This window comes from Nonomuraea sp. NPDC049750, assembly GCF_040659625.1.
GTDB lineage: Bacteria > Actinomycetota > Actinomycetes > Streptosporangiales > Streptosporangiaceae > Nonomuraea.
In genome coordinates this window covers 466,890-492,560 of sequence record NZ_JBFANB010000003.1, presented here as the reverse complement: position 1 = coordinate 492,560, position 25,671 = coordinate 466,890, and the positions used below count along the sequence as shown (strand labels likewise).

Sequence of the window (25,671 nt, the reverse complement as noted above, 5' to 3'; positions counted from 1 at the left end):
CCTTTGGGAACTGACTAAGTTTCTATCAGAGACTCACTTGGCGGTAAAGTCGGGGAATGGCCAGAGAGCTGCGCTCGCAGGACGCCGACTGCTCGATCGCCCAGGCGGCCGCCGTGATGGGTGATTGGTGGAGCCTGCTCATCGTCCGCGAGGTGACCCGCGGACATCGCCGGTTCGACGACCTGCTGGGCGAGCTGGGCATTTCCCGCAAAGTCCTGACGGAACGCCTCAAGCACCTGGTGGAGCACGGGGTGCTGACGCGTGAGCCGTATCAGAGCGGGCCGGTGCGGTACGAGTACGTACTCACGGACGCGGGCTGGGCGCTGGCACCCATGCTGATCACGATGCAGGACTGGGCAGACCGCTGGCTCCTCGGCGACGGCACCCTCACGGGCGTAGCGGCCCCGCGAAGCCAGGAAGCCGCCCGCGTCCACGCCCTACTGGGCACCCACCTCCCGGACCCACTACGGCTGCCCGCCGTCATCAACCGCCCACCACTCACCACCGACCAGACCAACGGCGCCAGCTACCCACCGGCCACCACTGACCCCACCAGCACCGCCAACCGGACCGACGGAGCCAACCATCCGCCGCCCACCACCGACCCCACCAGCACCGCCAACCGTCCATCAGCCACCATCGACCCGAAAGGCCCGAATGCCACAGACGGCACGGAGGGCACAGATGGCTCGCGTGGCACGGACGGCTCGCGTGGCATCGACCGCACGGGCAACCCAGGCGACATGGTGGTCCGTCCATCGGTCGCCATGAGTCAAACGACGTCGCTCGATGTCGTGGCGGACGCGCGGGCGACGGTCCTGTTCGCGTACCCGTCGACGGGTATGCCCGCGCCGCTACCGCCCGGCTGGAATCAAGTCCCCGGAGCAGCGGGCTGCACGCTCGAGAACCGTATCTTCCGCGACAGGCACCCCGAGTTCGCCGCCCATGACATCGCCGTCCACGGAGTGAGCACGCAACGCCCCGACGAGCAGGCCGCCTTCGCCGCCGCTGAAGACATCCCGTTCCCCCTGCTCTCGGACATGGACCTGCGCCTGGCGGCGGCTCTTCGCCTCCCCACCTTCCGCGCCGGCCAGGCCTTGCGCCACAAGCGCCTGATCCTGGTCGTGGACCGTTTCCGGGTGATCCGCCACGTCATCTTCCCCGTACTGGACATCCCGGCCGCCATCACCGAGGCACTGACAGCCGCCGAAGCCATCAGCTGACACAACGCAGGCACCCGACCCAACGCAGACACCTGCCGATCCTCGTCCGGCATCCCCTCAGGCCCATCCCCCGGCCCTCGTCCAGCACCCCTCGCACCATCCCGGACCCTCCGCCAACACTCCCCTCAGGCCCGTCCGCCGCCCCCCGTCCAGCACCCCGCGCACCATCCCCGGACCCTCCGCCAACACTCCCCTCAGGCCCGTCCCCGATGCTCGCCAGAGGGTCAGTTGGCGAGTAGTTGCTCGCGCTCTGCCAGCAGCGCTCTGTGCTGGGCTTCCAGTTGCGTACTGCGACCGGCCAAGGCCTGTACGGTCTCGGTGACCCACTGGGAGATCGACGCCACCGCGTCGCGGGTCTTGTTGATGCGCTGGTGTTTGAGTGCGTCAGTGATGATGTTGTCGAAGAACGAGTCCACGAACCACCGCGTGTCCACCTTGGGCATCTGGAGGTCGCTGATCCACCCGATGTCCGCCAGTTCGCGGGAGAAGACGTCGAGCGCTCGCTGGGCGTGCCAGGCCGCCTGGTCCGCCCTCGACAGATGGCCGTGTTCGATCGCGTCGGCCAGTACACCGCCACCGAGCATGTCCCACGTCGACGCGCCGCGTGCCTTGCTCAGCAGCGTCAGGACGATGCCCAGCGCCTTGCCCGCGGCCTTGCCTGCTTGCCAAGCTTCGAGGTGTTCCCTGATGTCGGCTTGCGTGTCGGCCAGTTTCTTCGATGTCCTGAGCAGCTTCTGACCGTGTTCGTCGCCCTGCCCGATCAGGAGCCGCTCCTTGTCGGCCAGCAGTTTCTCGTACACCTGACGCGCCCCCGAGATCGAGGCCAGTTCGCGGTCGGTGACCTCCAGGTCGGCGGTCAGATCCTCGAGCCGCCTCCGCTGGCCGTGCAGCCGCTCCCAGGCGGCCTCGGCTTCGGCTCGTTCCCTGGCCAGCCTGTCCTCCCTGGAGCCCGCGACGGGGGCCGCGAGCAGGGCCAGGAAGCCGCCTAGCCGGCCTTCCAGGCGGGCGACGTCGTGCTGCTCTTTGGCCAGTTGTGTCTCCAACTGGCCGGTCAGCTCGGTGACCTCCCGGATCTGGTCGGCTGTCGCCTGCCGCCGAGTGGTCAGGTGGTCGAATCGGCGAATCTGCTCGCGTGACTCACGTAATTTACGGTCAACGTCTTCGAAAGCGTCCACATGGGTTCTACGAATGGCAACCATACGGGGTTCCTCTTGAAAGGGTGCGAACCGGTTTACGCCACCAGGGTTGGGGCCGGTTCTGTCGGCTCACTGCAAATGACGACCGATACGTCGCATGCCGGGCTTCCTCCTGAAAGGTTGTGGATGGTTTATGTCACTGAGGCTGAGGCGGGTCCATTTCGTCACTGCCGACGATGGGCGACAGATGGCAGTCCGGGCTTCCCCCTGGAAGGTGTGGGGCGGTCTACGCCGCGAGAACTTGGAATGGGTCCGCCAAGTCACAGCCGAGGACGGTCGGCATGTCGTGGGCGGTGCGGTGGGTGGCGCACAGCCAGTCGTTGAGGGAGCCGCTGAAGCCCGATGGTGGGCCCACCTTGAGGTGGGTGACCTGGCCGGTGCCCGGGGGTGGGTCGGCCCTTAGGTAGGCGACCTGGCCCGCGCCTGGAACCGGGGCGACCTTGAGCCGGCCGATGCGGCCGACGCGGCCGTGGCTGGTGGGGTCGGTGTCGTAGGGGGTGAGGTGGACGGTGAAGGGTGAGCCGTCGTGCCCGGCTGAGGTCGCTATGCGCACGTGGTCGTCGATCGAGCGCACGGTGGCGTCCGGGTGGGCCGCGAGGAAGGCCAGGTGATCGGTGACGAGGTGGTGTGCCACTCTGCGGAGCAGGCTCGTGGCGCACAGGCTGTGAGCGCAGGCTGCGCCGTCCAAGGTGATCTCGGGCAGGGCGAAGCGACGCAGTCCCCGGGAGGTGACGCGCAGGCAGTCGCAGGCGCCGGTGTCAGCCGGGTCCCACGGCGGGCAGGTGGCGTCCCCGTGCACCTGCACGTCCCAGCCCAGCCAGTCGTCGGCCAGGCGGAACACGGGCGACTCACCGATTGCCGGGAAGGCGACCGGGCCCTCTCCCCGCCGATGACCGACCGCCCCGGTCCGCGGCCCGGCGACGACCGACCCAAAAGCCGATCCGGACACCGGCCCAGACATCGGTCCGGAAAACCGCCCAGAGACCGACCCGGACTCCGGCCTAGCGACCGCCGGCCCAGAGGTCGGCCCGGGCACCGGCCTAGAAACCGCCCCGGATCCGGATCCAGAAGCTGGCCCGGCTACTCGCCTGGGCACCCGTCCAGAGGTTGGTTGGACGCCGTCGGTGCTGGGTGGTGGCGAGGGAGGGGGCGGGATGTCGGTGTGTCGATCGCAGGTGAGCAGTGTGATGCCGGTCAGCGGATCTATGACCAGCCCCTCGCACTCCTGCGCCACCGCGCGCGCCGCCGCACGGGCTACCTGGATGCTGGTGGGCAAGGCGTGCGGGGGTGCTGTCGAGGAGACCAGGACGTGCTGCTGGGCTCGGCGGAGCAGGTGGCGCTCCTCGATCGCGAGCGTGACACCGGCCGGTCTCCAGGGTGAGCGGTGATGGGTGACGGTCAGGAGCGGGCTGCCCAGGGCGGCGCTCACCGCCCGTCTGTAGGGTCTGCCGACCCGCCATGGCATGAACGACTCGATGTCGAAAGGGACATGCACGACGGGGACGACGAAGTGGGACGTCAGGCGGGCAGGCAGGGGGAGAGTGATCTTCACGAGAGCCTCCGGGGGTGCGGTGGGGCACCAGGATCGGTGATCGGGAGGTGGAGGCGTGGAGGCGAACGGCGTTCTGGGGATAAGTTTCGGCAGATGGGGCCGAGGCTGTGGACAACAGCCGGGGCTGTGGACAACAAAGGACAGGCCAAGGACATCCGTCCGTCGCGGCTCCTGCGGGGCGCCGGATGGTCAGACAGCTGATCCAGGTCCGCTCTTCTGACCGCTAGGGGACCTGAAGATCGCCATGCTCTGCCCAGGCAGCCAAACCCCGTCCTCACCACCGGTGACCGGTTCATCAGAGGCCAGCAGTGCCGCCCCCACCGACACCGGCAACGTCACCGAGTCCGCCCCGAAATTGACGGTGACGCACAGCGACCCCCGCCACATCACCAGCCACTTCCCGTCCGGGTCGAACTCCACCCGGACGCTGTCGAAATGCGGGTCCGACAGCTCGGGCAGCGCCTTACGCAGTGCGATCAGGTCGCGGTACCAGCAGAGCAGCGACCAGTGGACCTCCTGTTTCACCTCATCCCAGTCCAGCTTGGAGCGCAGGAACGTCTCCTCACGCGAGGGGTCGGGAGCGTCCCAGGCGTACCCGAAGCCGTCGAACTCCTGCTCCCTGCGCCCGCCCTCGCTCTCGCGCAACTGCGGGTCGACGTGGTCGGAGAAGAACAGGAACGGCGTACCGGCTCCCCACTCCTCCCCCATGAACAGCATCGGGGTGAACGGCGAGGTCAGCAGCAGCCCGGCGCCGAGTTTGAGAGCGGAGACGGGCAGCCGGTCGCCCAGGGGCCGGTTGCCGATCTGGTCGTGGTTCTGCAGGCAGGCGACCAGCCGGTGGCCGGGCACTCCGGCGTACGGCGCCCCATGCGTACGGCCGCGGAAGCTCGACCAGCCGCCCTCGTGTACGACACCGCGGGTCAGTGCCTTGGCCAGCGCGGACAGGTCGGTGAAGTCGGCGTAATAGCCGTGACTCTCACCGCTCACCGCGCAGTGCAGCGCGTGGTGGACGTCGTCGTCCCACTGCGCGGTCATTCCCAGCCCGCCCGCGTCGAGGGAGCGGACCATGTGCGGGTCGTTGAGGTCGGATTCGGCGATGAGCGACAGCGGCCTGCCCACCGCGCAGGACAGCGCGTCCACCTGGTCGGACAGCTCGGCCAGCAGGTGTGTGGCGCGCTTGTCGTGCAGCGCGTGCACGGCGTCGAGCCGCAGGCCGTCGATGTGGTAGTCACGCAGCCACTGCAGGGCGTTCTCGATGAAGTAGCGGCGCACCTCGTCGGACCCCGGCCCGTCGAGATTGACCGCCTCGCCCCAATAGCTCCCGCTGAATCCGGCGAAGTAGGGCCCGAAGGGGTGCAGGAAGTTGCCCGACGGCCCCAGGTGGTTGTAGACGACGTCGAGCAGGACGCCGATGCCGGCGCGATGGCAGGCGTCGACGAACGACTTGAGCCCGTCGGGGCCGCCGTACGTCTCGTTGACCGCGTACAGGTCCACCCCGTCGTAGCCCCAATTACGCCCACCGGGCACCGGGGCCACCGGCATGACCTCCACGAAGTCCACGGACAGCTCGACGAGATGCGGCAGCTTCTCGATGGCCGCCTCGAACGTGCCCGTCTGGGTGAACGTCCCGATGTGCAGCTCGTAGATCACCGAGCCGCGCAGGTCACGGCCGGTCCACTCGTGGTCGGCCCACGTGTAGCGCGCGTGGTCGTAGACGGCGCTGGGCCCGAAGACGCCATCGGGCTGGCGGCGGGAGCGGGGGTCGGGGTACGGGCCTTCGCCGTCGAGTACGTACCGGTAGCGAGTCCCATGCCCGGCCTCTGGTACGTCGGCCGCCCACCAGCCGCCCGCACCGGCGGTCATCGCGCGGCGCCCGTCGAGGACGTCGTCCAGATCGACCTCCACGGTCGTGGCATTCGGAGCCCACACCTCAAAGATCATGTCTCTCCAGCAGCGCGACGGGGTATCGGGCGAGCAGGTGAGCGAGCGGGACGCGGCCGGTGAAGACGCCGCCGGTCAGTAGTTCGCGCCAGGTTCCGGTCGGGAGGGTCAGCGTGGTACCGCCCCAGCCGAGACACATCTCCCGCTCCCCAGGCCATACATCCGCGGTCTGTGCGTCTGCGGCCTGTGAGCCCGTGGCCGGTGCACCTGCGGCCTGCGCGCGGCGGGCGAGGCGGACGGGCAGGCGCGTGGCGACCGCGACCGCGCGCGGCGGTTCGTCACCGCGCGCGAAGGCGATCGCGTGCTCCGCCGCCTCCCCTTCCGCCAGGAGCGGTGTGTACGGCGCCGCGGGGTCGAGCCGGCGCCGCAGCCGCAACGCCTGGGTCGTCACGGCGAGCTTGGCCGCGTCCCACCGCGAAACCGGCGACCGCCCGAACGTCACCGGCCGCCGATTGTCCGGGTCGACCAGCGAGAAGTCGGTCATCTCGTTGCCCTGATAGACGTCCGGCACCCCCGGCATCATCAGCTGGACGAGCTTGGCCCCGAGCGAGTTGGCCATGGCGAAGGCGTCGATGCGCTCGGTGAACTCGCCCACCGGCAGCTTCACGGCCGCCGAAGAAAAGTCGCGAAGCCGCTGTTCGTACCCCTGATCAGGATTTATCCAGGAAATGGAGGTCTTGGCCTCCCGTGCCGCCTTGAGCAGGTATTCGGCGAACCGTTCGCCGGAGATCGGCCAGGCCGCCATCAGGTTCTGCCAGGCCAGGTAGTCGAGCCGCGGATCGAAGCTCACGGCCGCCGACCATTCCGACACCGCCTCCGCCCACTCCCCGGGCAGCTCCGACAGCACGGCCAGCCGGGCGCGGACGTCTTCCGACCGCTTGGTGTCGTGCGTGGACAGCGTGGTCATCGTGTACGGCCGCAGGTCACGGCAGAAGGCGTGGAAGTCCGGCACCGAGACGCCGAACAGGTCCGGATCGCCGCCGACCTCGTTCAGACACGACAGGGGGAACCACCGGTACAGCGCCGTATCCTCGACCCCCTTGGCCATGACCGGCCCGCAGGTCTGCTGGAAACGCGTGATCACGTCGTCGGGGCCGTACAGGACCTGCTGGACGAACGGTTGCACGGCGGGTGAGCATGAGTCGGCGGCCCGCTCGACGATCTCCACCGATGCGGGCGGCGGCGGCTCGCCCGGCACCATATACGCCCGGTACACCGGCATCGCGGCGAGCAGCTCGGCGACGGCGGCCGGCGCGCAACCGGCGGCGCGGGCCAGACGGCGCACCTCGGCGCCGAAGAACAGCTCGATCACCTCGCGCTTGGCCTGCGCCACCACCGGCCGGAAATCGCCGGGCAGGCCGGTGAGCCGGGTGAACAGCTCGACCAGCGGCGCCTCACCGGCCGGGTCGACGAACAGGCCGTTGACCCGGTTCAGCACCTCGTAGCCGGTGGTACCCTCGCAGTCCCAGTCCTCGGGCAGCCGCTCGTCGCCGATCAGGATCTTCTCCACGACCGTCCAGGCGCCGCCGGACCTGGCGCGCAGGCGTTCGAGGTAGCCGCGCGGGTCGGCCAGCCCGTCCGGATGATCGACGCGCAGCCCGTCTACCAGGCCCTCGTCGAGCAGCCAGAAGATCACTTCATGCGTGGCGAAGAGCACCTCAGGGTCCTCGACCCGCAGCCCGATCAGCGTCGACACGTCGAAGAAGCGCCGGTAGCCCGGCCCCTGACGCCAGTCGACCAGCCGGTAGTGCCCGGGATGGGGGAAGACGTGCTCGTGGTAGCGCAGCACGTCGCCGTCGACCACCGGCTCGACGTCGTCGCCGAGCACCGGCAGCGCCACCTTCCCGCCGTCCCAGTCGATGTCGAACCAGGCTGCGTACGGGGAGGCAGGTCCTTCGGCGAGTACGGACCAGAACTGGGCGTTGATCGTGTTCATGTGGTTGGGCACGATGTCGAGGACGATGCCGAGATCCTGTGCCGCCAGCTGCTCGGCCATCTCGCGGAATCCCTTGGCGCCGCCGAACTCCGCCCTGATCCGGGAGTGGTCCGTGACGTCGTAGCCGTGCAGCGAGCCGGGCGTCGCCTGCAGGATCGGCGACAGGAACACGTGGCTGACCCCCAGATCCCGCAGATACGCGGCGATCTCCCCCACCTGGGCGAACCCGAAGTCGGGCGTCAGCTGGACCCGATAGGTCGAGACCGGCCTAGACACGACGGAGCACCCGTACGCTGCGACCAGGCACCGCGACCCCTTCCCCGGCTCGGCACATCCGGACGTCGAGCACGATCGGCATGGCGGTGTCGATCTCGGTCTGCCACATCTCGCCGTAGTCCTTGGGGACCGTGAACGTGATCATGTCGTGGTGGGCGTTGAACAGCAGCAGGAACGAGTCATCCCTGATCGGCCGCCCGCGCCGGTCGGGCTCGGTGATCGCCTCGCCGTTGAGGAAGACGGCCAGCGACTTGGCGTAGCCGACGTTCCAGTCGCTGTCGGTCATCTCCTCCCCCGAGGGGGTGAGCCAGGCGATGTCGTTCAGGCCGCGCACCGGTTTGCCGTAGAAGAAGCGCCTGCGCCGGAAGACCGGATGCTTCTTGCGCAGCGCGGCCAGCCGCTGCGTGAACTCCAGCAGCAGCCAGTTCTCCCTGACGTCGGACCAGTCGACCCAGGTCAGCTCGTTGTCCTGGCAGTAGCCGTTGTTGTTGCCGTGCTGGGTGCGGCCCAGCTCGTCGCCGTGGGAGAGCATCGGCACACCCTGCGACAGGAAGAGCGTGGTCAGGAAGTTGCGCTTCTGCTGCTCGCGCAGCGACTCGATGGCCAGGCCCGCCGGGCCCTCCGCGCCGCAGTTCCAGGACCGGTTGTCGTCGGTGCCGTCGCGGTTGCCCTCCTTGTTGGCCTCGTTGTGCTTGACGTCGTACGAGACCAGGTCCTGGAGGGTGAAACCGTCGTGGCAGGTGACGAAGTTGATCGAGGCGGCGGGCCGGCGGCTGTCGTCGAGGTAGAGGTCGCTGGAGCCGGTGAACCGGGAGCCGAACTCGGGCAGCGTCGCGGGCTGCCCGCGCCACAGGTCGCGGATGGTGTCGCGGTAGCGGCCGTTCCACTCCGTCCATCGTGAGGGGAAGTTGCCGACCTGGTAGCCGCCCGGCCCGAGGTCCCACGGCTCGGCGATCAGCTTGACCTGCGACAACACCGGGTCCTGCTGGACCAGGTCGAAGAAGGAGCTCAGCCGGTCGACCTCGTGCAGCTCACGGGCCAGGGTCGAGGCCAGGTCGAAGCGGAACCCGTCGACGTGCATCTCGATGACCCAGTAGCGGAGCGAGTCCATGATCATCTGAAGCGCGTGGGGCGAGCGCATGAGCAGGCTGTTGCCGGTGCCCGTGGTGTCCAGGTAGTAACGCTTGTCGCCGTCGACCAGCCGGTAGTAGTCGGGGTTGTCGATCCCCCTGAGGGACAGCGTCGGCCCGAGGTGGTTGCCCTCGGCCGTGTGGTTGTAGACGACGTCGAGGATGACCTCGATCCCCGCCTCGTGCAGCGCCCGCACCATGGCCTTGAACTCCAGCACCTGACCACCCCGCTGCCCCTGGCTGGAGTAGCGGTTGTGCGGCGCGAAGAAGCCGATCGAGTTGTAGCCCCAGTAGTTGGACAGCCCGCGCTGCTCCAGGATGTCGTCGGTGACGTACTGATGGACGGGCATCAGTTCGAGCGCCGTCACGCCGAGCTTGGTGAGGTGGTCGATGATCTCCGGGTGGCCGAGCGCGGCGTACGTGCCGCGCAGGTGCTCGGGGATCTTCGGGTTGCTGATCGTCAGGCCGCGCACGTGCGCCTCGTAGATCACGGTGTCGTGGTACGGCGTGGCGGGCGGCCGGTCATGTCCCCACCCGAAGAACGGATTTATCACGATAGAGCGGTGGACATAGGGCGCTGAGTCGGCGTCATTGCGCGCGTCGGGCTCGCCGAAAGGGTAACCGTAGACCGCCTCGTTCCAGGTGACACCACCCTCGATCGCCATCGCGTACGGGTCGAGCAGCAGCTTGGCCGGATTGCACCGCAAGCCCCGCTCCGGCTCGTAGGGCCCGTGGACGCGATAGCCGTAGCGCTGGCCCGGACCTATGCCCGGCAGGTAACCGTGCCAGATGAACCCGTCGACCTCGGTCAGCGGCACCCTGGACTCGACGTTGGCCTCGTCGAAAAAGCACAGTTCGACCTTGTCCGCGACCTCCGTATAAAGCGAGAAATTGGTGCCTGCCCCGTCATATGTCGCACCGAGAGGATAGGGGTCTCCCGGCCAGATTTCGATCATCGAGGCTCCCTTGCCGTCTTTCCCCATGTTCCGTTCCCTCGCTCCGCCGGACAAGCCCGGCCTCGAAGGAGGCGTCCGGCCCTGGCTGATCACAGGTCCTTCCCACCAGACGGCTTAACACGCTTCCCTGGATACAAGAGGCGGCCCACGAAGACGGCATGGATAGATGCTCGTAGCGGGAGGGAAGGGTTTGACCGTTGCTTGACCGGCTAATTACCGATGCCATGGGCGGTTTCAAGAAGTTCCTGCTGCGTGGCAACATCGTCGAGCTGGCGATCGCGGTGATCGTCGGAGCGACCTTCAGCGGGCTGGTTCAGGCGCTGGTCGCCGACCTGGTCACCCCGCTGATCGGGGCGGTCACCGGAGGGAGGCAGCCGAACTTCGCCGAATACTCCTTCACCGTCAACGGGAGCGAGTTCAAGTACGGCGACTTCCTCAACCACCTGCTCACCTTCCTGATCATCGCGGCGGTGGTCTACTGGCTGATCGCGCTGCCGATGAACCGGCTGATCAGCCTGTTCGACAAGAACGAGGCCGCGATGACCCGGCCGTGCCCGGAATGTCTGAGTGACATCCCCCTTGAGGCGCGCCGATGCGCTCACTGCACGGCACAGCTGGTTCCGGAGTCGGAGAAGCCGCGCTAGACGTGGTCATGAAGCCGGGCGTTCCCGCTTGTGCGGGGGTGAGTGCCACCAGCTGCTGCCCAATCCGACAAGATGAGCGGGTGAGCGTTGAGTTGATGGTCTGGGACGAGTCCGCGCCGATCAGCCGGGATCAGGCGCGGGCCGCCTACCTGGCGGTCAAGAAGACCGAACCCGTCGCGGGCGAGGTGCCGGAGGTGGCCAAGGAGCTGCCCGGCGAGGTCACGGTCTATCCGGGACATCTCCTGGTGACGATGGACCTCGACACGATGGACGAGATGTCGGCACAGGTGTTCACCGTCGCACGGGCTCATGGTCTCGTCTGCTACGACCCGCAGCGTGATCTCGTGCACAACGTGGCGCCGCTCGGTGTCTACGAGGGCATGCAGCTCCACACCGGTGACGGGATGATCGTCCACGATCCGGACCTCGGGCTGGTGCACGACGTGCTGGCCACCATGTCGCCGCAGAACCCGTTCGTCACGCTGGTGAACTTCGGGCGCCACTTCATCCAGGTCTCCCCCGGCTACGAGCTGGAGTACAAGGAGGCGGCGCTGGCGCGGACGATGGTGGTCGAGCTGGCGGAGGTGCAGCGGGCCTTCCAGGAGTACGCCACCGGTGACCGGTCGTTCCTGGCCCGCCACGAGTGGACCGCCTGAACAACTGGACGTCTTAGACCACCTCGCGCAGCAGGTCCGGGTTGACGTTGCCGCCGGACAGCACCAAGACCGTCCGGCCCTCTGGGACGCGCCCCGACAGGTAGGCCGCCGTCGTGACCGCTCCGCTCGGCTCGGCCACCAGGCGGGCCGATCGGGCCAGGTGGCCCATGGCGTGGCGGATCTCGTCCTCCGACACGGTGACGATGCCGTCGAGGTGCTCGCGCAGGTGCGCGAACGTCAGCTCCGACAGATCGGCCCGCAGCCCGTCGGCGATCGTACGGAAGGTCCGGGCCGGCTCCCAGGGGACCACGTGGCCGGCCGCCAGGCTCTCGGCCGCGTCGGCGGCGAGTTCGGGTTCGACGCCCAGCACGGTGACCTCCGGCCGCAGCGCCTTGACGGCCGCGGCGATGCCCGAGGCGAGTCCGCCGCCGCTGACCGGTACGACCACCACCTCGACGTCCGGCAGGTCCGCGACGATCTCCAGCCCGATGGTGCCCTGCCCGGCGATCACCGCCAGATGGTCGTACGGCGGGACCATGGTGAGCCCTCGCTCCTCGGCCAGCTTGAGGGCCCCGGCGATCCGCTGCTCGGGCGGTACGACGACCAGCTCGGCGCCGTGCCCCTTGATCGCCGCCGCCTTGACCTCGGGCGTCCCCTCGGGCACCACGACGACGCACGGCACCCCGAACTGCTTGGCCGCGTACGCCAGCGCCTGGCCGTGATTGCCGGAGGAGTGGGTGACGACCCCGTCGGGCCGCAGCGCCGCGACGGCGTTGTAGGCACCGCGGATCTTGAACGACCCGACCCGCTGCAGGCTCTCCGGCTTGACCCAGACCTCCCCCATGGGCACCAGCGGGGTCCGCACCGCGACCGGCTTGATGCGCTGGGCCGCGTCCCGGATGTCATCAATTGTCACCAGCTCCATACCCGCACCCTAATCTTCGGTGACCGGCACCAGGCGAGAGCAGGCCGTATCGGCTAAGTTCCGGAAAGAATCGACCACGGGAGCGCGCATGAGAAACCTGTATCCCCCCATCGAGCCCTACGACTCGGGCCTGCTCGACGTGGGCGACGGCAACCAGATCTACTGGGAGGTCTGCGGCAACCCGGACGGCAAGCCCGCGGTCATGCTCCACGGCGGCCCCGGCGGCGGCTGCAGCGCCAAGCACCGCCGTCAGTGGAACCCGGAGCTGTATCGCATCGTCCTGTTCGACCAGCGCAACTGCGGTCGCAGCCTGCCGCATGCCAGCGACCCGGGCGTCTCACTGGAGGCCAACACCACCTGGCACCTGGTCGCCGACATGGAACGGCTGCGCGAGCACCTGGGCATCGACAGATGGCAGGTGTTCGGCGGGTCGTGGGGCAGCACGCTCGCCCTGGCGTACGGGCAGACGCATCCGGACAGGACCACCGAGCTGGTGCTACGCGGCATCTTCACCCTCCGCCCCGAAGAACTGGGCTGGTTCTATCAGGAAGGCACCTCCCGTCTCTTCCCCGACGTGTGGGAGTCCTTCATCGCGCCGATCCCCGTCGAGGAGCGCGGCGATCTGATCGCCGCCTTCCGCGCCCGGCTGGAGGGGGACGATCCCGAGGCGCGGCTGGCCGCGGCCAAGGCGTGGGCGCAGTGGGAGGGCAGCACGGTCACGTTGCGGCCCGATCCCGAGCTGGTCGCCGAGTTCGGTGAGGAGAAGATGGCGCTGGCGTTCGCGCGGATCGAGAACCACTACTTCACCCATCTGGGCTGGTTCGAGCCCGAGCAGCTGATCGCGAACGTGGACCGGATCCGCCACATCCCCGCCGTCATCGTGCAGGGCCGCTACGACGTGTGCACGCCCATGGCCACCGCCTGGGACCTGCACAAGGCGTGGCCGGAGGCGCGGTTCGAGGTGGTAGACGACGCCGGGCACGCCGCCACCGAGCCGGGCATCGTCAGTCGGCTCGTTGCGGCGACAGACGGGTTCGCGCCAGTCGTACCATCGGCGTGACGGCCCCCACCAGCAGCAGCGTGAAGAGCGGGGCCAGCGCCAAGCCGATCAGGAAGCCCGCGGCGACGTCGTGCGGGTAGTGCACGCCGACGAACACCCGCGAGAACGCCATCACCGCCGCCAGCGGGAGCACCACCCAGGCCAGAGCGCGCCAGGCCAGGATGAGCGCCCCGGCGGCGCCGGCGGCGATGACGGAGTGGTTGCTCGGGAACGACCAGTCGCTCGGGGGCGGGCATTCGGCGATCGTCGGGATCCCGCCCCGGCACGGCCGGTCCTCCCTGACGAAGGTCTTGACGACCTCGCTGAGGACGTAGGCGCACACCACACCGGCGGGTCCGGCGATCGTGATGGCCAGGTCGCGCGCCGGCGCGTTCCTCTCCCGCCACCAGCACCACGCGAACAGCGCCGCGAAGAGGAACAGCCCGGCGTCGGTGCCCTTCTCGGCGAGAGTGTGCAGCCACGCGGGCGTGGAGAGGGCGAAGTCGACGATGTCGCGGTACAACAGGTGTCCAATCCGTGAACGGGCAATGGACATAAACCCTATGGAACGATCACCGCTCGCCGCCTCCCCCGAACGTCCAAAGGTGCTGAAAGTCGGCCGATCCCCCCGGAGAGGTCCGGCAGGCTCGCGTAGTCCCAGCTCAGAGCGGGTAGGGAGGCAGTCGTGATCGGAGAGCACGTGGTCGTCGGCTATACCGGCGAGTCAGGCGGACGCGACGCGCTCGCCCTGAGTGCCGCGATCACGCGGGTCACCGGTGGCGAGCTCACCGTGGCCGCCATCTACCCGCCGGGCAGCCCAGGGTTGGCGGTCGAGGCACAGGCCGGGCTGGCGCACGCGGCGGAGGAGCTCGGCGATGTGCCGGCCGAGTACATCGCGTTCGAGAGCAGGGGCGCTGGGCGTGGACTGTCGGTGCTGGCCAGCCGGATCAAGGCCGATCTGATCGTGGTCGGCTCGGCGGGCGGCGGGCAGGCCGGGCGCATCTCGATCGGGTCGACGTCCGACAGCCTGCTCCACCTGGCGTCCGAGGCGGTGATGCTGACGCCGGCCGGCCACCGGCCGCCGGCCGAGCCCTCGCGGCTCACGCTCGCCTACGTCCACCGCCCGCAGTGTGACGAGGCCGTCGAGCGGATCGCGCAGGCCGCGCTCCGGCTCGGTGTGCCGCTCCGGCTGATCACGCTCGACCTGCGTACGGACGATCCGGGCCGGCTCGGGGACGACCTGGCGCTGGCCGTACGACTGGCCTGGGAGTCGAGCGGGATCGAGGCCGAGACGGAGATCGCCGAGGGGCACGACGTGACCGCGGCGCTGGAGGCGATCGAGTGGCTGCCGGGTGAGCTGCTGGTCTGCGCGGCCAGCGAGGACGCGCAGCCGCACCGGGTGTTCCTCGGGGAGCTGGCGATGAAGGTGCTGCGGGCGTCGTCGTGTCCCGTCACCGTGCTCCCGCGCGGCTTCTCATGATTTCCGTGTACAGCTCCAGGTAGCGCTCGGCCATGACGGCCGGTGAGAAGCGGCGGCGGGCCTCCCGGCGGCACTCCTCGGGGTCGATCTCCGCCACCCGCAGCACCCACTCGGCCAGCTCCTCCTCGGTGTCGGCGAGGAACCCGGTCCGGCCGTGGTCGATGATCTCGGGCAGGCAGCCGCGGCGCAGCCCCACGGGCGGCACGCCCAGGGCGAGGGCCTCGACGACGGCGGTGCCGCCGGGCTCGTCCCACTGAATGGGGAACAGGGCGGCGCGGGCCGAGGCGTAGAGCCGGTCGCGGGCCGCGCCCCCCACGGAGCCGACCCATCTGACCAGGTCGCCGTCGAGGTAGGGGGTGACCGCGTGCACGTGGTAGCGGACGTCGGGGTGGCCGTTCAGCGGATGGTCCGGGTCCTGGACGACGGCGTCCAGCTCGGCGGGGGTGTTCAGGCCGCTCACCGGGCCCGCGAGGACCAGCGGGAGGCCGAGCTTCTGGCAGAGCCTGGCGGCCACGTGCGTGCCCTTGAGGCCGCAGACGCGGCCCATCGCGACGAAGTGCTCGCCGCGTTCGGTACGCAGGTCGCGGTCGGCGAGCGGGGTGGCCAGGTGGATGGCGCCGAGCGAGGCGGCGCGCAGCGCGTCCGGCGCGCGGGCCAGCTGGGAGTTCGAGACGCCGTTGACCGCGATCGAGCGCGGGAAGGCCCCGTAGAAGGCGGCGTGCTTGCGCAGGTCCCAGTGCAGGGTGTGCAGAACCGGCGGACCGCCCAGTGCGGACAGCACGGCCGGGCCGACCACCTCCAGGTGGTCGTGGACGAGGTCGAGGTCGTCGCGACGGCCGATTTCGCGCGCCACGCGGGCCTGGTGCGCGTGCGCGAGGCCCATCACCTGGTTGTACGGCTTCTGCAGCTCGGCGAACTGGCCGTCGTCGAAGACGCCGATCAGCTCGTCCACCTCGAGGGTGCTCGATCCCACGGAGGCCAGGACCACCCGCACCCCGCGCTCGCGCAGGGCGGGGACCAGCGTGGCCACCACGTTCTCGATCCCACCGTAACCCGGTGGCGGCACCCGCAGCCACGGTCCGGCGTTCACCAGGACGTTCATGCCACGTCCTCGACGGCGAGGGAGGCCAGCGGCGGGCGCTCGGCCACGGACATGTCCACCAGGTCGACCTGCCCGTCGAGCCCGAACTGCAGCAGCCTGCGGTCGGGGGACGTGGCGGACAGCACGCGGCCCTGGCGCTCCAGCCGGGACCAGGCGGTGAGCATGATCTGGCCGGCCATCCGGCCGAGCGCGGGCACGGCCTGGTGCCCGTGCGCCCGGACACCCAGGTCCACCTGGGCCATCGCGTCCAGCCCGACCAGCTCCAGCAGGTCCACCAGCAGCCCGAACTCCACCCCGTACTCGGTGACGAACGGGACCCGTTCCAGCACCGCGCGGCGGGCGGCGTACTCCCCGCCGAGCGGCTGGACGAAGCCGGCCAGCTCCGGCCAGAACATGTTGATCAGCGGCCTGGCGACCAGCTCGGTCACCCGCCCGCCCCCGCCGCGCCACAACACCCCGTCGGCGCCGGTGAAGGGCCGCTCGTAGGCGGCCTTGACGAACTGGATGGCGTTGTCGGCGAGCAGCGGCCCGAGCAGCCCGGAGACGAAGTGCGCGCCGAAATTGCGCAGATCGGAGTCCACGAACACGATCAGATCCCCGCTGGAGGCCGCCAGTCCCTTCCACAGCGCCTCTCCCTTGCCGCTCAGCGGCGGCAGATGCGAGAGAACGGCGCCCTGCGCCACCACGCGGGCCCCCGCCGCGGCCGCTCGGGCGGCGGTCGCGTCGGTGGAGTTCGAATCGACCACGATGATCTCGTCCACGAGCGGCGCCCGCTCGACGAGGTCGCGACGGAGCACGGTGACGATCTCGCCGACCGTCCGCTCCTCATCGCGCGCGGGCAGGATGACGCTGACCGCGGTCCTACCCTTGATCCGGAGCAGCGCCTCTATCGGCCACTCGGCTGCGACGCTCGAGTGGGGTCCGTACCAGTCCTGGACCCTGGCCAAGGCGCGCAGATCTGTCTCCATACGGTTAGCCCCGATCTCATCTGGTCAGGTTCGCGACATCTGCCCCGACGACGCATCATCGAACATGTTTGTTTCATTCTCCGTAAATGTGGGATAAGCCGGTCTGTGTTCCCCATCACTCGGATCGGCATCATCGGTGCCGGAAATGTCGCCGCTCGCCACGCGGATGTCCTGTCAGGTTTCTCCGACGTGGTGATCGCGGGAATCGCCGACACAGATCCCCGAAGGGCCGGGGCTCTGGCCGCACGGCATGGCTCTCCTGCCTACGACAGCCATGCCGACCTTCTGGATGCCGGCGGATTGGACGCGGTCTATGTCTGTGTTCCTCCTTTTGCGCACGGTAACCCGGAAAAGGATGTTCTAGCATGCAATCTGCCGATTTTTGTAGAAAAGCCGCTTTCACTTGACCTGTCGACAGCGGAAAAGATCGCCGATGAAATTGATCGCCAGGGCCTGCCTTCGGCCGTCGGACACCATTGGCGTTACCTGGACATCGTTGACCAGGCCCGCGAAGTCCTGGGCGACCGTCCAGTACGGCTGGCGCTGGGCCACTGGCTGGACAAGGTACCGCCGGTCGGTTGGTGGCTGAAGCCTGAGATGTCGGGCGGCCAGCTGGTCGAACAGGCCATCCACATCCTCGACCTGGCCAGAGTCCTGGTGGGCGAGGTGACGATGGTGCATGCCGTACCGGCGGACAACGACACGGACGGCGAGGTCGACCGGGCCACGGCGGCGGTGCTGCGGTTCGCGGGCGGCGCGGCGGGGCTGCTCGCCGCGACCAGCCTGCTCGCGCGCAAGCACCGGGCGGGGCTGGAGGTGCACGCCGAGGGCGTCTCGCTCGACCTGAGCGAGGACCGGCTGCTGGTGGACGGCGAGACCACCGTCCAGGACGGCGGGGCGGCGAAGGTGCGGGTGGATCGGACCTTCATCGACGCCGTACAGGGCAAGGAGGCCGACGTACGCGTGCCGTACCGGGAGGCGCTGAAGACCCACCGGCTCGCGCTCGCCCTGGCGCGATCCGCGGCCTCACGGAAGCCGGTGACGACGCTCGATGGATGAGGTGCTGAGCATAGAGGCGCCCGGCGAGGTCAGGCTGGTCGGGGAGAAGCTCGGCACCGTGCCGGAGGGCGGGTTCCGGGTGGTCACCACGCACAGCGGGATCTCGGCGGGCACCGAGCTCACCTACGTCAAGGGCAGCAACCCCTACCTGGCCGCGACCTGGGATTCGGCGCTCGGGCTGTTCGCCGAGGGCACCCCGTCGATCGGCTATCCGGTGCGCGGCATCGGGTACATGCAGGTGGGCCGGGTGGTCGAGACGCGCACCCGGGCGGTGCGCGAGGGCGCGCTGGTCGCGATGGCCTACGGGCACCGCACCGGCTACGTGGCCGACCCGATGAACGACCGGTTCGTGGAGCTGCCCGGCGACCTCGACCCGATACTCGGCGTCTTCGTCGCCCATATGGGGCCGATCTGCGCGAACGGGCTGCTGCACGCGGCCACCGACCTGCACGGTCCCGGTGTCGCGGACCTGGGTGACGGGGTACGCGGGCGGCGCGTGGCCGTCGTCGGCGCGGGCGTGGTCGGCCTGCTGACCGCCTCCTTCGCCCTCTCGTACGGCGCGGCGGAGGTGGTGGTCGTGGACGAGACCCCCGCCAGGCTGGACATCGCCGAGGCACTCGGCGCCGGGACCCTGGCCTTCGACGAGGATCCGGCCATCGAACTGAAGCGGCGCTGGCGGCACGCGCCCAGCGACCGCGGCGCCGACGTGGTCTTCCAGTGCCGCGGCCGGCCCCGCGCCCTCGCTCTGGCGCTGAAGCTGCTCAGGCCGCAGGGCACGGTGATCGACCTGGCCTTCTACACCGACGGCGCCGACGAGGTGCGGCTGGGCGAGGAGTTCCATCACAACGGCCTGTCGGTGCGCTGCGCCCAGATCGGCCGGGTGCCGCGCGGGCTGGCCCACGCCTGGGACCGGGAGCGGCTGTCGTACGAGACGATCGCGCTGCTCAGGCGGCGGGGCGACCTGCTACGCGAGCACCTGATCACCGATGTCGTCGGTTTCGCCGACGCCCCCCAGTTCCTGGCCGATCTCGCCGCCCGTAGGAGGCATACCGTCCAGGCCGTGCTCCGCGACCACGTCGAGGATGAGCGCGGCTGACCAGCTGAAGTCGCGGCAACCGTGGCCCTGCAGGGTGAACGGGTCGAAGTACTCCCGGAAGCCGGACTCGGTGACCGCCCTGATCATGCCGTCGGCCAGCGGGTCGGCCAGGTCAGGGCGGCGCTCCCGCAGGCCCTGCCAGACCAGCCAGGTCAGGTTGATCCAGCTCGGCCCGCGCCAGTAACGCGCCGGGTCGAACTCCGGCGCGGCGGGCGCGAAGCTGGGCAGCACGCCGTCCTTCAGCCCGAACCGGTCGAGCGCCGTGCCGATCAGCGCGTTGACGATGTCGCGCGGCAGGCCGGGCAGCATGAGCGGCACCAGCCCGGCGGCGCTGTTGGAGCGGATCGGGCAGCCGGTGAGCACGTCGCGGGCATGGAACAGGCCGTCGTCGTAGAGGTGCTCGACCATGGCCGCGGTCACCGCGGCGGCCTCGCGCAGGTGCGGCTCCGGGTCGCCGCCGCACACCTTCGCGATCTCCGCCAGCGTCAGCTCCGCCACGCCGTACGCGGCGTTGAACAGCGGGTCTTCGACGCAGAACGCGCCGGCCCGGCGGTAGCCGGTGTCGCGGTAGGCGCGGGCGAGCGCGATGTAGCGCTCGTAGTCCAGGTCGGTGGGCCGCTCATCGGCGCTGACGGTGTCCAGATCCCGGCGCGTGAACGCGACGGACCCCGCGTCGACGGCGGCCAGCGGGACGTCCCAGGCCGGGCTGTTGTCCATGCCCGACTCCCACGGGTGCACGATCGAGATCAGCCCCTCGGGAGAGCGCCGCGCGTTGCGCAGGTATTGCTGCTGCGCCACCAGCCGGGGATAGAGCCGGCGCAGGAAGGTCGGGTCCGGCTCGGCCTGGTGCACCCGCCAGACGGCCAGGGCGTGCACGGGCGGCTGCACGATGCCGGAGGTCGCCGACCCGGACGGGGCCCGTGACTGCCAGAACTCGGGGCCGGGGAAGTAGGCGCCCTCGGGCACCCTGGGGTTGAACGCGATGTGCGGCACCCTGCCGTCGCGCCACTGCGAGCCGAACAGGGCCAGCAGCTCCGACCTGGCCCGGCGCGGGGACCAGCGGGCGTTGCCGATCGCGACGAAGGCGGAGTCCCAGCTCCACTGGTGGGGGTAGAGACGCCGGGAGGGAACCGTGTAGCTGCCGTCCCAGTTGGCCACCAGCACGCGCACGGCGTCGCGGAGGATCACAGGAACTTCCTGATGAAGGCGGCCGTCTGCGGCAGGACGATCTCGGGCTCGCCGCGCAGGCGGCATTCGAGCGCGAGGTAGCCGTCATAGCCGAGGGCGTCGAGCGTGGCCAGCTGCGCGCCCCAGTCGAGATGGCCGGTCCCGGGCTCGTTCCGGTTGGACTCGCTGATCTGCATGTGCGCGAGGTAGGGGGCCGCCTCGATCAGCGAACGGCAGGGATCGTCCTCCTCGATGTTCATGTGGTAGGTGTCGCCGACGACCTTGATGGAGTCCATCGAGCAGTACGACACGGCGTCGGCGAGGGTGTTGACCATGTGGTTCTCGTAGCGGTTGAGCGGCTCCAGCATGATCAGCACGCCGTTGCGCTGCGCGTGCTCGCCGAGCACCCCCAGCGCCTCGGTGAGCACCTCACGGTCCTCCGCCGCGCTGCGCGGCGGCTCGAACGGCGGCAGCCGGCGCGAGAACTGGCCCCAGGAGGCGGGCGTCATCACCCCGACGCCGCCGAGCTCGGCGATGACCGTGAGCTGCGATCTGAGCTGCTGAATCGCGTCCGTACGCTTGGCGGGGTCGAAGTCGCCGATGAAGTGCGGCATGTCCACGCACACCGTCGGCATGACCACGCCGTCGGCCAGCGCCCGCTTGAGCTCGGTCAAGCGGTTGGCGAAGTGGAAGTCCCCCTTCCCGCGCAGCTCGATCGCGTCGAACCCGGCCTCGGTCGCGAACGCGAACTTCTCCTGCAGGGAACGGCCGGGCAGCAGCTGCTCCTGTGCCGCGAGCTTCACTGTGACTCCTCCTGTTGCGGTGGCTCTTCTCGCCAAGGCTCCTGCTTCAGCGGCTCCTCCTCGAAGCCGAAGACGAGCTGGAGCACCTCGGACGGGTGCTTGTCGAGCAGGTCGAAGGCCTCGGGAGCGCTGCCGACGGGTACGACGTGGCTGATCAGGCCGGTCACGTCGACCTCGCCCGCGTATATGAGGTCCATGAACGTGCGCTGCAGGCGTTCGACGTCCCAGCGGTGGGCCAGCCAGGAGGCGACGCCGCCGATCTGGGAGGAGACGAGCTGCACCTGGTTGTGGTGGAACTCATCGCCCAGCCGCAGCCCGATGCCTTCGCCCTGGTAGAAGCCGCCGGCCACGACCCGGCCGCCCTTGCGGACGGTCCTGATCGCCTCGTGCAGGCCCAGGTTGCTGCCGCTCAGCTCGATGGCGGTGTCGGCGCCCTCGATCCGCTTGCGGACGAACTCGGCGACGGAGCCGGACGCGATGTCGAACGTCTCGGTCGCGCCGTAACGCCTGGCGAGTTCGAGGCGGGCCGGGATCGCGTCGGCGGCCACCACCCGGGCGCCGCTCAGCACGGCGAGGCGGGTGGCCAGCAGGCCGATGACGCCCTGCCCGAAGATCGCGACCTGGTCGCCCAGGTGCACGTCGGCGGCGTGCACGGCGTTGAGCGCGATCGCGCCCACCCGGGCGAAGACACCGCTCAGCGGATCGGCGCCCGGCGGCAGCACGTGGCCGACCAGCTTCTCGGCGGGCACCACGGCCTCGGCCCGGTGGCCCCAGACGCCCCAGACCAGGTGGCCGACCGGCGGATCGGCGACATCGGGCGCCGCCTCCACCACCTCACCGACCTCCTGGTAGCCCCAGCCGGTCAGCGGGTAGGCGTGCGTCTGGCCGTCGAGGAACAGCCGCTGCTCTGTGTCCCACTTTCTGGTGAGATAAGGATTGGTGCCGCGATAGGCGGTCAGTTCGGTGCCGGCGGAGACGCCCGAGTAGATCGTGCGAACCCGCACGCAACCCGGTTCAAGCTCGGCGGGCGACTCCAGGCTGACGCGGACACGGCCTGGCTCTTCAAAGGTGATGACGCGCATTCCCCACACTTACGCTTTATGATCAATCGCAACTTAAAGGTTTAGTAGGTGTTTCTATACCATAGTTGCTCTCCCGGCACCCTTAAGTCAAATGACGGCCACCGCCGGCAACCAGCGAATTAGGGGTTTCTCTCCAACGGCCTTCCGGTAAGCGATCTTACCGACATAACCCGCCCGGAGATCGCTTTCCGTGATCGACGCGCCAGAAAGCCCGGGACGGAACACGGACGGAGTACAGACGGATCTCGGAATCGCCTACGTAGTTGCGACTTCTCGCATGGGGGTAAGTGCGGCATATCCCCGGACGTAGGAGCGCGCCATGCCGAAGAAGGTAGTCGCCGTCCTCTCCATCGCGCTGCTGGCCGCGGCCTCGACCGCCGCGTGTGGCGATGGCAGCAAGAAGGCCGCCAACGAGATCACGGTCTGGACCGAGGAGAACCTCGACGATCGCATGACCGTGCAGAACCAGATCATCGCCGACTTCACCCAGAAGACCGGCATCAAGGTCAAGCTGGTCGGCGTGGCCGAGGACCAGTTCAGCCAGGTGGTCACCGCCGCCGCGGCCGCGGGGGACCTGCCCGACGTGATCGGGGCCCTCCCCCTGGCCTCCATCAGGGAGCTGGAGGCCAACGACCTGCTCGACACGGAGACACCGGGCCAGGTCGTCGACAAGCTGGGCAGGAGCGACTTCTCCGCGCGGGCCCTGGAGCTCGACAGCGCGGGCGGGAAGCTGCTGGCCGTACCGAGTGACGCGTGGGCGCAGCTGATCCTCTACCGCAAGGACCTGTTCCAGAAGGCCGGGCTGGAGCGGCCCGACACCTACGAGGCGCTGGAGGCGGCGGCCGCGAAGCTCAACACGGGTGGGGTCGCCGGCATCACGCTGGCCATCGCGCCGAAGGACTCGTTCACGGCGCAGAGCTTCGAGCATGTGGCGCTGGCCAACGGCTGCCAACTAGTCGACAATTCCGGAAATGTCACCCTTTCCTCCCCGCAGTGCGTGAAAGCGTTCGCGTACTACGCGAAGCTGGCGAAGGACTACTCGGTCAAGGGCAAGCAGGACGTCGACTCCACCAGGGCCACCTACTTCGCCGGCAAGGCGGCGATGACCATCTGGTCGTCGTTCATCCTGGACGAGCTGGCCGGGCTGCGTAACGACGCGAAGCCCAGCTGCGCCGAGTGCGGCACCGACCCCGAGTGGCTGGCCAAGAACACCGGCGTGGTCACAGCACTGAAGGGCCCCGACGGCACACCCGCCCAGTACGGGGAGATCGTCTCCTGGGCCGTCACCCGGGACGCCGCCAAGGATGCCGCCGCGCAGTTCGTCACGTACATGATGAACGAGGGCTACGAGCGGTGGATCGGGATGGCACCCGAGGGCAAGTTCCCGATCCGGAAGAGCTTCGCGGACAAGTGGAACAAGCTGCCCGCCGGGGTCGACGCCAAGAAGCCGCTCGCGGACGTCTACCCCGCCGAGGTGCTGGACGCGCTGCGCGAGAGCCCTGACACCTTCGCCCGCTGGGGCATCCCCCAGGGGCAGGGCAAGCTGGTCGGAGCCACGATGGGCGAGTTGCCCGTGCCCAAGGCGCTGAGCGCGGTCGTGGACGGCTCGCTCACCCCGCAGGCCGCGGCGGCGCGGGCCAAGGCCGACGTGGAGACCATCAAGCGCGGGATCCGGCAGTGACGGGACGGCGTGGCGGGACACTACGGGAGCAGGAGGGCAGGGCGGGGCTGACGCTGATCTCCCCGACGCTGATCATCACGCTCGTCGTGGTGGTGCTGCCGCTGCTCTGGGCGATCATGCTGGCGTTCCAGGACGTGCGGCTGATCAACATCCGCCGGGTGGGCGTCTTCGGGCACTACACGCTGGACAACTTCGGCTACGTCATGTCCGAGCCGGGATTCTGGACGTCCCTGGTCAACACGCTCGTCTACACGGTGGCGGGCACCGCGCTGTCGATCGCGATCGGGCTGGTGGCCGCCCTGGCGCTGCGCGACCGCTTCCGGGGCCGCACGTTGGTCAGGGCCTCGATCCTGGTGCCGTACGTGGCGCCGGTGGTGGCGGTGGCCTTCCTGTGGGAGACGATGCTGAACCCCCAGTTCGGCATCGTGAACTCCTGGCTGAGCACCCCCATCGCCTTCCTCACCCAGGCCAAGGGCACCTTTCTCGGCATCCAGGTGCCGGTGGCGCTGCTCACCGTGATCGCGTTCGAGGCGTGGCGGTATTTCCCGTTCGCCTTCCTGTTCATCCTGGCCCGGCTGCAGGCGCTGCCGGCCGAACTGGACGAGGCGGCCGTGGTCGACGGCGCGACACCGACGCAGCGCTTCCGGCATGTGATCCTGCCGCAGCTCTGGCGGATCATCGCGCTGCTGTCGGTGCTGCGGTTCGTGTTCACCTTCACCAAGTTCGACGACGTCTACCTGCTCACCGGCGGCGGGGCCGGCACGGAGGTGGTGAGCGTGCGGGTCTACAACTTCCTGACCGCGCGCGACGACATCGGCGCCTCGGCCGCCCAGGCGATCGTGCTGGCGGTCGTCCTGGTCGTGTTCCTGATCCTGTATCTCCGGTTCTTCTCAGGGCGAGAGGGTGAGTGATGAGCAGGGATCGGTTCGAGCGCGCTCTGTTCCGGGTGCTGAAGCCGTTGGTGATCCTTTTTCTGTTCGTGATCACCGCTTTCCCGTTCTTCTACATGGTGACGCTGTCGCTCCGCGACATCCAGGAGCTGATCCTGGACCCCGGCTCGATCTGGCCGCGCGGTCTCACTTTCGATACCTACGCGAACGTATTGACCAAGCAGGGTTTCCTGACCTTCATGCGTAACAGCGCCATCGTGGCGGTCTCGTCGGTGGCGATCACGCTGCTGATCTCGATCCCGGGCGCGTACGCGGTGGCCAGGCTGCGGTTCTTCGGGCGGCGGCAGGTGCATTTCGTGTTCCTGGCCGTGTACCTGTTTCCGGCGATCGTGCTGGCCATTCCGCTGTTCGTGCTCTTTACGATGCTCGGACTTCGCGGGTCTCTGCTGGGTTTGATCCTCGTTTATTGCGCGCAGACGGTGCCTGTCACGGTATACATGCTCCGCAATTACTTCGAGACCGTGCCGCAGAGCGTGGAGGAGGCGGCGGCGCTCGACGGCTGCACGCGCCTGTCGACCATCTGGCGGGTGGTGCTCCCGCTGTCCAAGCCCGCGCTCATGGCCACCGGCCTCTACGCGTTCATGATCGCCTGGAACGAGTTCCTGTTCGCCCTGCTCTTCCTCGTCGAGAAACGGGAGAGCTGGACGGTCTCGCTGGGACTCTCCCAGTTGGCGGGCAGTATCGAGATCCCGACGACGGTTCTCATGGCAGGATCGGTGGTTCTGACGCTGCCGATCGTGATCGTGTTCTTCGTCGGCGAGCGGCTCCTGACCGAAGGACTCACGGCGGGAGCGGAGAAGGGATAGACC

At 69.0% G+C, this 25,671-nt stretch carries 21 protein-coding genes; 10 read left to right on the top strand and 11 right to left on the bottom strand.

The features are described from left to right. Positions 1–56 precede the first annotated feature (56 nt). Positions 57–1,223 (top strand): winged helix-turn-helix transcriptional regulator, encoded by a 1,167-nt coding sequence (locus AB0J16_RS10745; RefSeq protein WP_358537031.1) that lies wholly within the window; start codon positions 57–59, stop codon positions 1,221–1,223. 224 nt (positions 1,224–1,447) lie between these two features. On the opposite strand, the gene AB0J16_RS10740 is transcribed toward AB0J16_RS10745, so the two are convergent. The 5 genes from AB0J16_RS10740 to glgX all read right to left on the bottom strand — a co-directional run bounded on the left by AB0J16_RS10740 (position 1,448) and on the right by glgX (position 10,210). After that, positions 1,448–2,398 (bottom strand): hypothetical protein, encoded by a 951-nt coding sequence (locus tag AB0J16_RS10740; RefSeq protein WP_358537029.1) that lies wholly within the window; start codon positions 2,396–2,398, stop codon positions 1,448–1,450. 247 nt (positions 2,399–2,645) lie between these two features. Further along, the gene (locus tag AB0J16_RS10735) at positions 2,646–3,971 is read right to left on the bottom strand and encodes a hypothetical protein (protein ID WP_358537026.1); all 1,326 of its coding nucleotides are present in this window, start codon (positions 3,969–3,971) and stop codon (positions 2,646–2,648) included. A 189-nt stretch (positions 3,972–4,160) separates the two neighbouring features. Further along, the gene (gene treZ, locus AB0J16_RS10730; protein WP_358537023.1) at positions 4,161–5,900 is read right to left on the bottom strand and encodes a malto-oligosyltrehalose trehalohydrolase; all 1,740 of its coding nucleotides are present in this window, start codon (positions 5,898–5,900) and stop codon (positions 4,161–4,163) included. Position 5,901: 1 nt separating this feature from the next. Beyond that, positions 5,902–8,124, bottom strand: coding sequence for a malto-oligosyltrehalose synthase (gene treY, locus AB0J16_RS10725; RefSeq protein WP_358537021.1), 2,223 nt, complete (start codon positions 8,122–8,124; stop codon positions 5,902–5,904). Continuing rightward, positions 8,117–10,210 (bottom strand): glycogen debranching protein GlgX, encoded by a 2,094-nt coding sequence (gene glgX / locus AB0J16_RS10720; protein WP_358537019.1) that lies wholly within the window; start codon positions 10,208–10,210, stop codon positions 8,117–8,119. The genes treY and glgX overlap by 8 nt, the downstream gene beginning before the upstream one ends. Before the next feature lie 224 nt (positions 10,211–10,434). Here glgX and mscL point away from each other — a divergent pair, with 224 nt between their 5' ends. Together mscL and AB0J16_RS10710 are read left to right on the top strand one after the other, a co-directional pair. Further along, on the top strand, positions 10,435–10,854 hold the full coding sequence (gene mscL / locus AB0J16_RS10715; protein WP_358537017.1) for a large conductance mechanosensitive channel protein MscL: 420 nt from the start codon (positions 10,435–10,437) through the stop codon (positions 10,852–10,854). 80 nt (positions 10,855–10,934) lie between these two features. Continuing rightward, entirely contained in the window at positions 10,935–11,510 is a 576-nt protein-coding gene (locus tag AB0J16_RS10710) for a hypothetical protein (protein ID WP_358537015.1), read from the top strand. A gap of 13 nt (positions 11,511–11,523) precedes the next feature. On the opposite strand, the gene AB0J16_RS10705 is transcribed toward AB0J16_RS10710, so the two are convergent. Then, the gene (locus AB0J16_RS10705; protein ID WP_358537012.1) at positions 11,524–12,435 is read right to left on the bottom strand and encodes a threonine/serine dehydratase; all 912 of its coding nucleotides are present in this window, start codon (positions 12,433–12,435) and stop codon (positions 11,524–11,526) included. 88 nt (positions 12,436–12,523) lie between these two features. Between AB0J16_RS10705 and pip the strand changes: the two genes are divergently transcribed. Next, complete coding sequence (gene pip, locus AB0J16_RS10700; protein ID WP_358537010.1) at positions 12,524–13,495, top strand: prolyl aminopeptidase; 972 nt, start codon at positions 12,524–12,526, stop codon at positions 13,493–13,495. Here the strand turns inward: pip and AB0J16_RS10695 are convergent. Continuing rightward, positions 13,440–13,997, bottom strand: coding sequence for a phosphatase PAP2 family protein (locus AB0J16_RS10695; RefSeq protein ID WP_358537008.1), 558 nt, complete (start codon positions 13,995–13,997; stop codon positions 13,440–13,442). The genes pip and AB0J16_RS10695 overlap by 56 nt on opposite strands. A gap of 162 nt (positions 13,998–14,159) precedes the next feature. Here AB0J16_RS10695 and AB0J16_RS10690 point away from each other — a divergent pair, with 162 nt between their 5' ends. Then, positions 14,160–14,954, top strand: a complete 795-nt coding sequence (locus AB0J16_RS10690; RefSeq protein WP_358537006.1) for a universal stress protein — start codon at positions 14,160–14,162, stop codon at positions 14,952–14,954. Here the strand turns inward: AB0J16_RS10690 and AB0J16_RS10685 are convergent. After that, entirely contained in the window at positions 14,926–16,056 is a 1,131-nt protein-coding gene (locus AB0J16_RS10685) for a glycosyltransferase (protein WP_358537004.1), read from the bottom strand. The two genes, AB0J16_RS10690 and AB0J16_RS10685, sit on opposite strands and share 29 nt — an antisense overlap. Further along, positions 16,053–17,024, bottom strand: coding sequence for a glucosyl-3-phosphoglycerate synthase (locus AB0J16_RS10680; protein WP_358537002.1), 972 nt, complete (start codon positions 17,022–17,024; stop codon positions 16,053–16,055). Before AB0J16_RS10680 ends, AB0J16_RS10685 begins: the two co-directional genes overlap by 4 nt. A 105-nt stretch (positions 17,025–17,129) precedes the next feature. Between AB0J16_RS10680 and AB0J16_RS10675 the strand changes: the two genes are divergently transcribed. Together AB0J16_RS10675 and AB0J16_RS10670 are read left to right on the top strand one after the other, a co-directional pair. After that, positions 17,130–18,083 (top strand): Gfo/Idh/MocA family oxidoreductase, encoded by a 954-nt coding sequence (locus tag AB0J16_RS10675; protein WP_358537000.1) that lies wholly within the window; start codon positions 17,130–17,132, stop codon positions 18,081–18,083. Next, a complete protein-coding gene (locus AB0J16_RS10670) occupies positions 18,076–19,179 on the top strand; it encodes a zinc-binding alcohol dehydrogenase (RefSeq protein WP_358536998.1) in 1,104 nt (367 codons plus the stop codon). The genes AB0J16_RS10675 and AB0J16_RS10670 overlap by 8 nt, the downstream gene beginning before the upstream one ends. Before the next feature lie 1,184 nt (positions 19,180–20,363). Here AB0J16_RS10670 and AB0J16_RS10665 read toward each other — a convergent pair. Both AB0J16_RS10665 and AB0J16_RS10660 read right to left on the bottom strand, forming a co-directional pair. After that, the gene (locus AB0J16_RS10665; protein ID WP_358177923.1) at positions 20,364–21,149 is read right to left on the bottom strand and encodes a sugar phosphate isomerase/epimerase family protein; all 786 of its coding nucleotides are present in this window, start codon (positions 21,147–21,149) and stop codon (positions 20,364–20,366) included. Continuing rightward, positions 21,146–22,153, bottom strand: coding sequence for a zinc-binding alcohol dehydrogenase (locus tag AB0J16_RS10660; protein ID WP_358536996.1), 1,008 nt, complete (start codon positions 22,151–22,153; stop codon positions 21,146–21,148). Before AB0J16_RS10660 ends, AB0J16_RS10665 begins: the two co-directional genes overlap by 4 nt. A 397-nt stretch (positions 22,154–22,550) precedes the next feature. Here AB0J16_RS10660 and AB0J16_RS10655 point away from each other — a divergent pair, with 397 nt between their 5' ends. Genes AB0J16_RS10655 through AB0J16_RS10645 form a run of 3 tightly spaced genes read left to right on the top strand, consistent with a single transcriptional unit; the run spans position 22,551 to position 25,668 of the window. Further along, entirely contained in the window at positions 22,551–23,912 is a 1,362-nt protein-coding gene (locus AB0J16_RS10655; RefSeq protein WP_358536994.1) for an extracellular solute-binding protein, read from the top strand. After that, a complete protein-coding gene (locus AB0J16_RS10650; RefSeq protein WP_358536992.1) occupies positions 23,909–24,823 on the top strand; it encodes a sugar ABC transporter permease in 915 nt (304 codons plus the stop codon). The genes AB0J16_RS10655 and AB0J16_RS10650 overlap by 4 nt, the downstream gene beginning before the upstream one ends. After that, a complete protein-coding gene (locus tag AB0J16_RS10645; protein ID WP_358536990.1) occupies positions 24,823–25,668 on the top strand; it encodes a carbohydrate ABC transporter permease in 846 nt (281 codons plus the stop codon). The genes AB0J16_RS10650 and AB0J16_RS10645 overlap by 1 nt, the downstream gene beginning before the upstream one ends. Positions 25,669–25,671 lie beyond the last annotated feature (3 nt).

Excerpts from the sequence above, each read along its gene's own strand:
- AB0J16_RS10745 (WP_358537031.1), top strand. The coding sequence starts at position 57 with ATGGCCAGAGAGCTGCGCTCGCAGGACGCCGACTGCTCGATCGCCCAG.
- glgX (WP_358537019.1), bottom strand. The coding sequence starts at position 10,210 with ATGATCGAAATCTGGCCGGGAGACCCCTATCCTCTCGGTGCGACATAT.
- mscL (WP_358537017.1), top strand. The coding sequence starts at position 10,435 with ATGGGCGGTTTCAAGAAGTTCCTGCTGCGTGGCAACATCGTCGAGCTG.
- AB0J16_RS10705 (WP_358537012.1), bottom strand. The coding sequence starts at position 12,435 with ATGGAGCTGGTGACAATTGATGACATCCGGGACGCGGCCCAGCGCATC.
- pip (WP_358537010.1), top strand. The coding sequence starts at position 12,524 with ATGAGAAACCTGTATCCCCCCATCGAGCCCTACGACTCGGGCCTGCTC.
- AB0J16_RS10685 (WP_358537004.1), bottom strand. The coding sequence starts at position 16,056 with ATGAACGTCCTGGTGAACGCCGGACCGTGGCTGCGGGTGCCGCCACCG.
- AB0J16_RS10680 (WP_358537002.1), bottom strand. The coding sequence starts at position 17,024 with ATGGAGACAGATCTGCGCGCCTTGGCCAGGGTCCAGGACTGGTACGGA.
- AB0J16_RS10670 (WP_358536998.1), top strand. The coding sequence starts at position 18,076 with ATGGATGAGGTGCTGAGCATAGAGGCGCCCGGCGAGGTCAGGCTGGTC.
- AB0J16_RS10655 (WP_358536994.1), top strand. The coding sequence starts at position 22,551 with ATGCCGAAGAAGGTAGTCGCCGTCCTCTCCATCGCGCTGCTGGCCGCG.
- AB0J16_RS10645 (WP_358536990.1), top strand. The coding sequence starts at position 24,823 with ATGAGCAGGGATCGGTTCGAGCGCGCTCTGTTCCGGGTGCTGAAGCCG.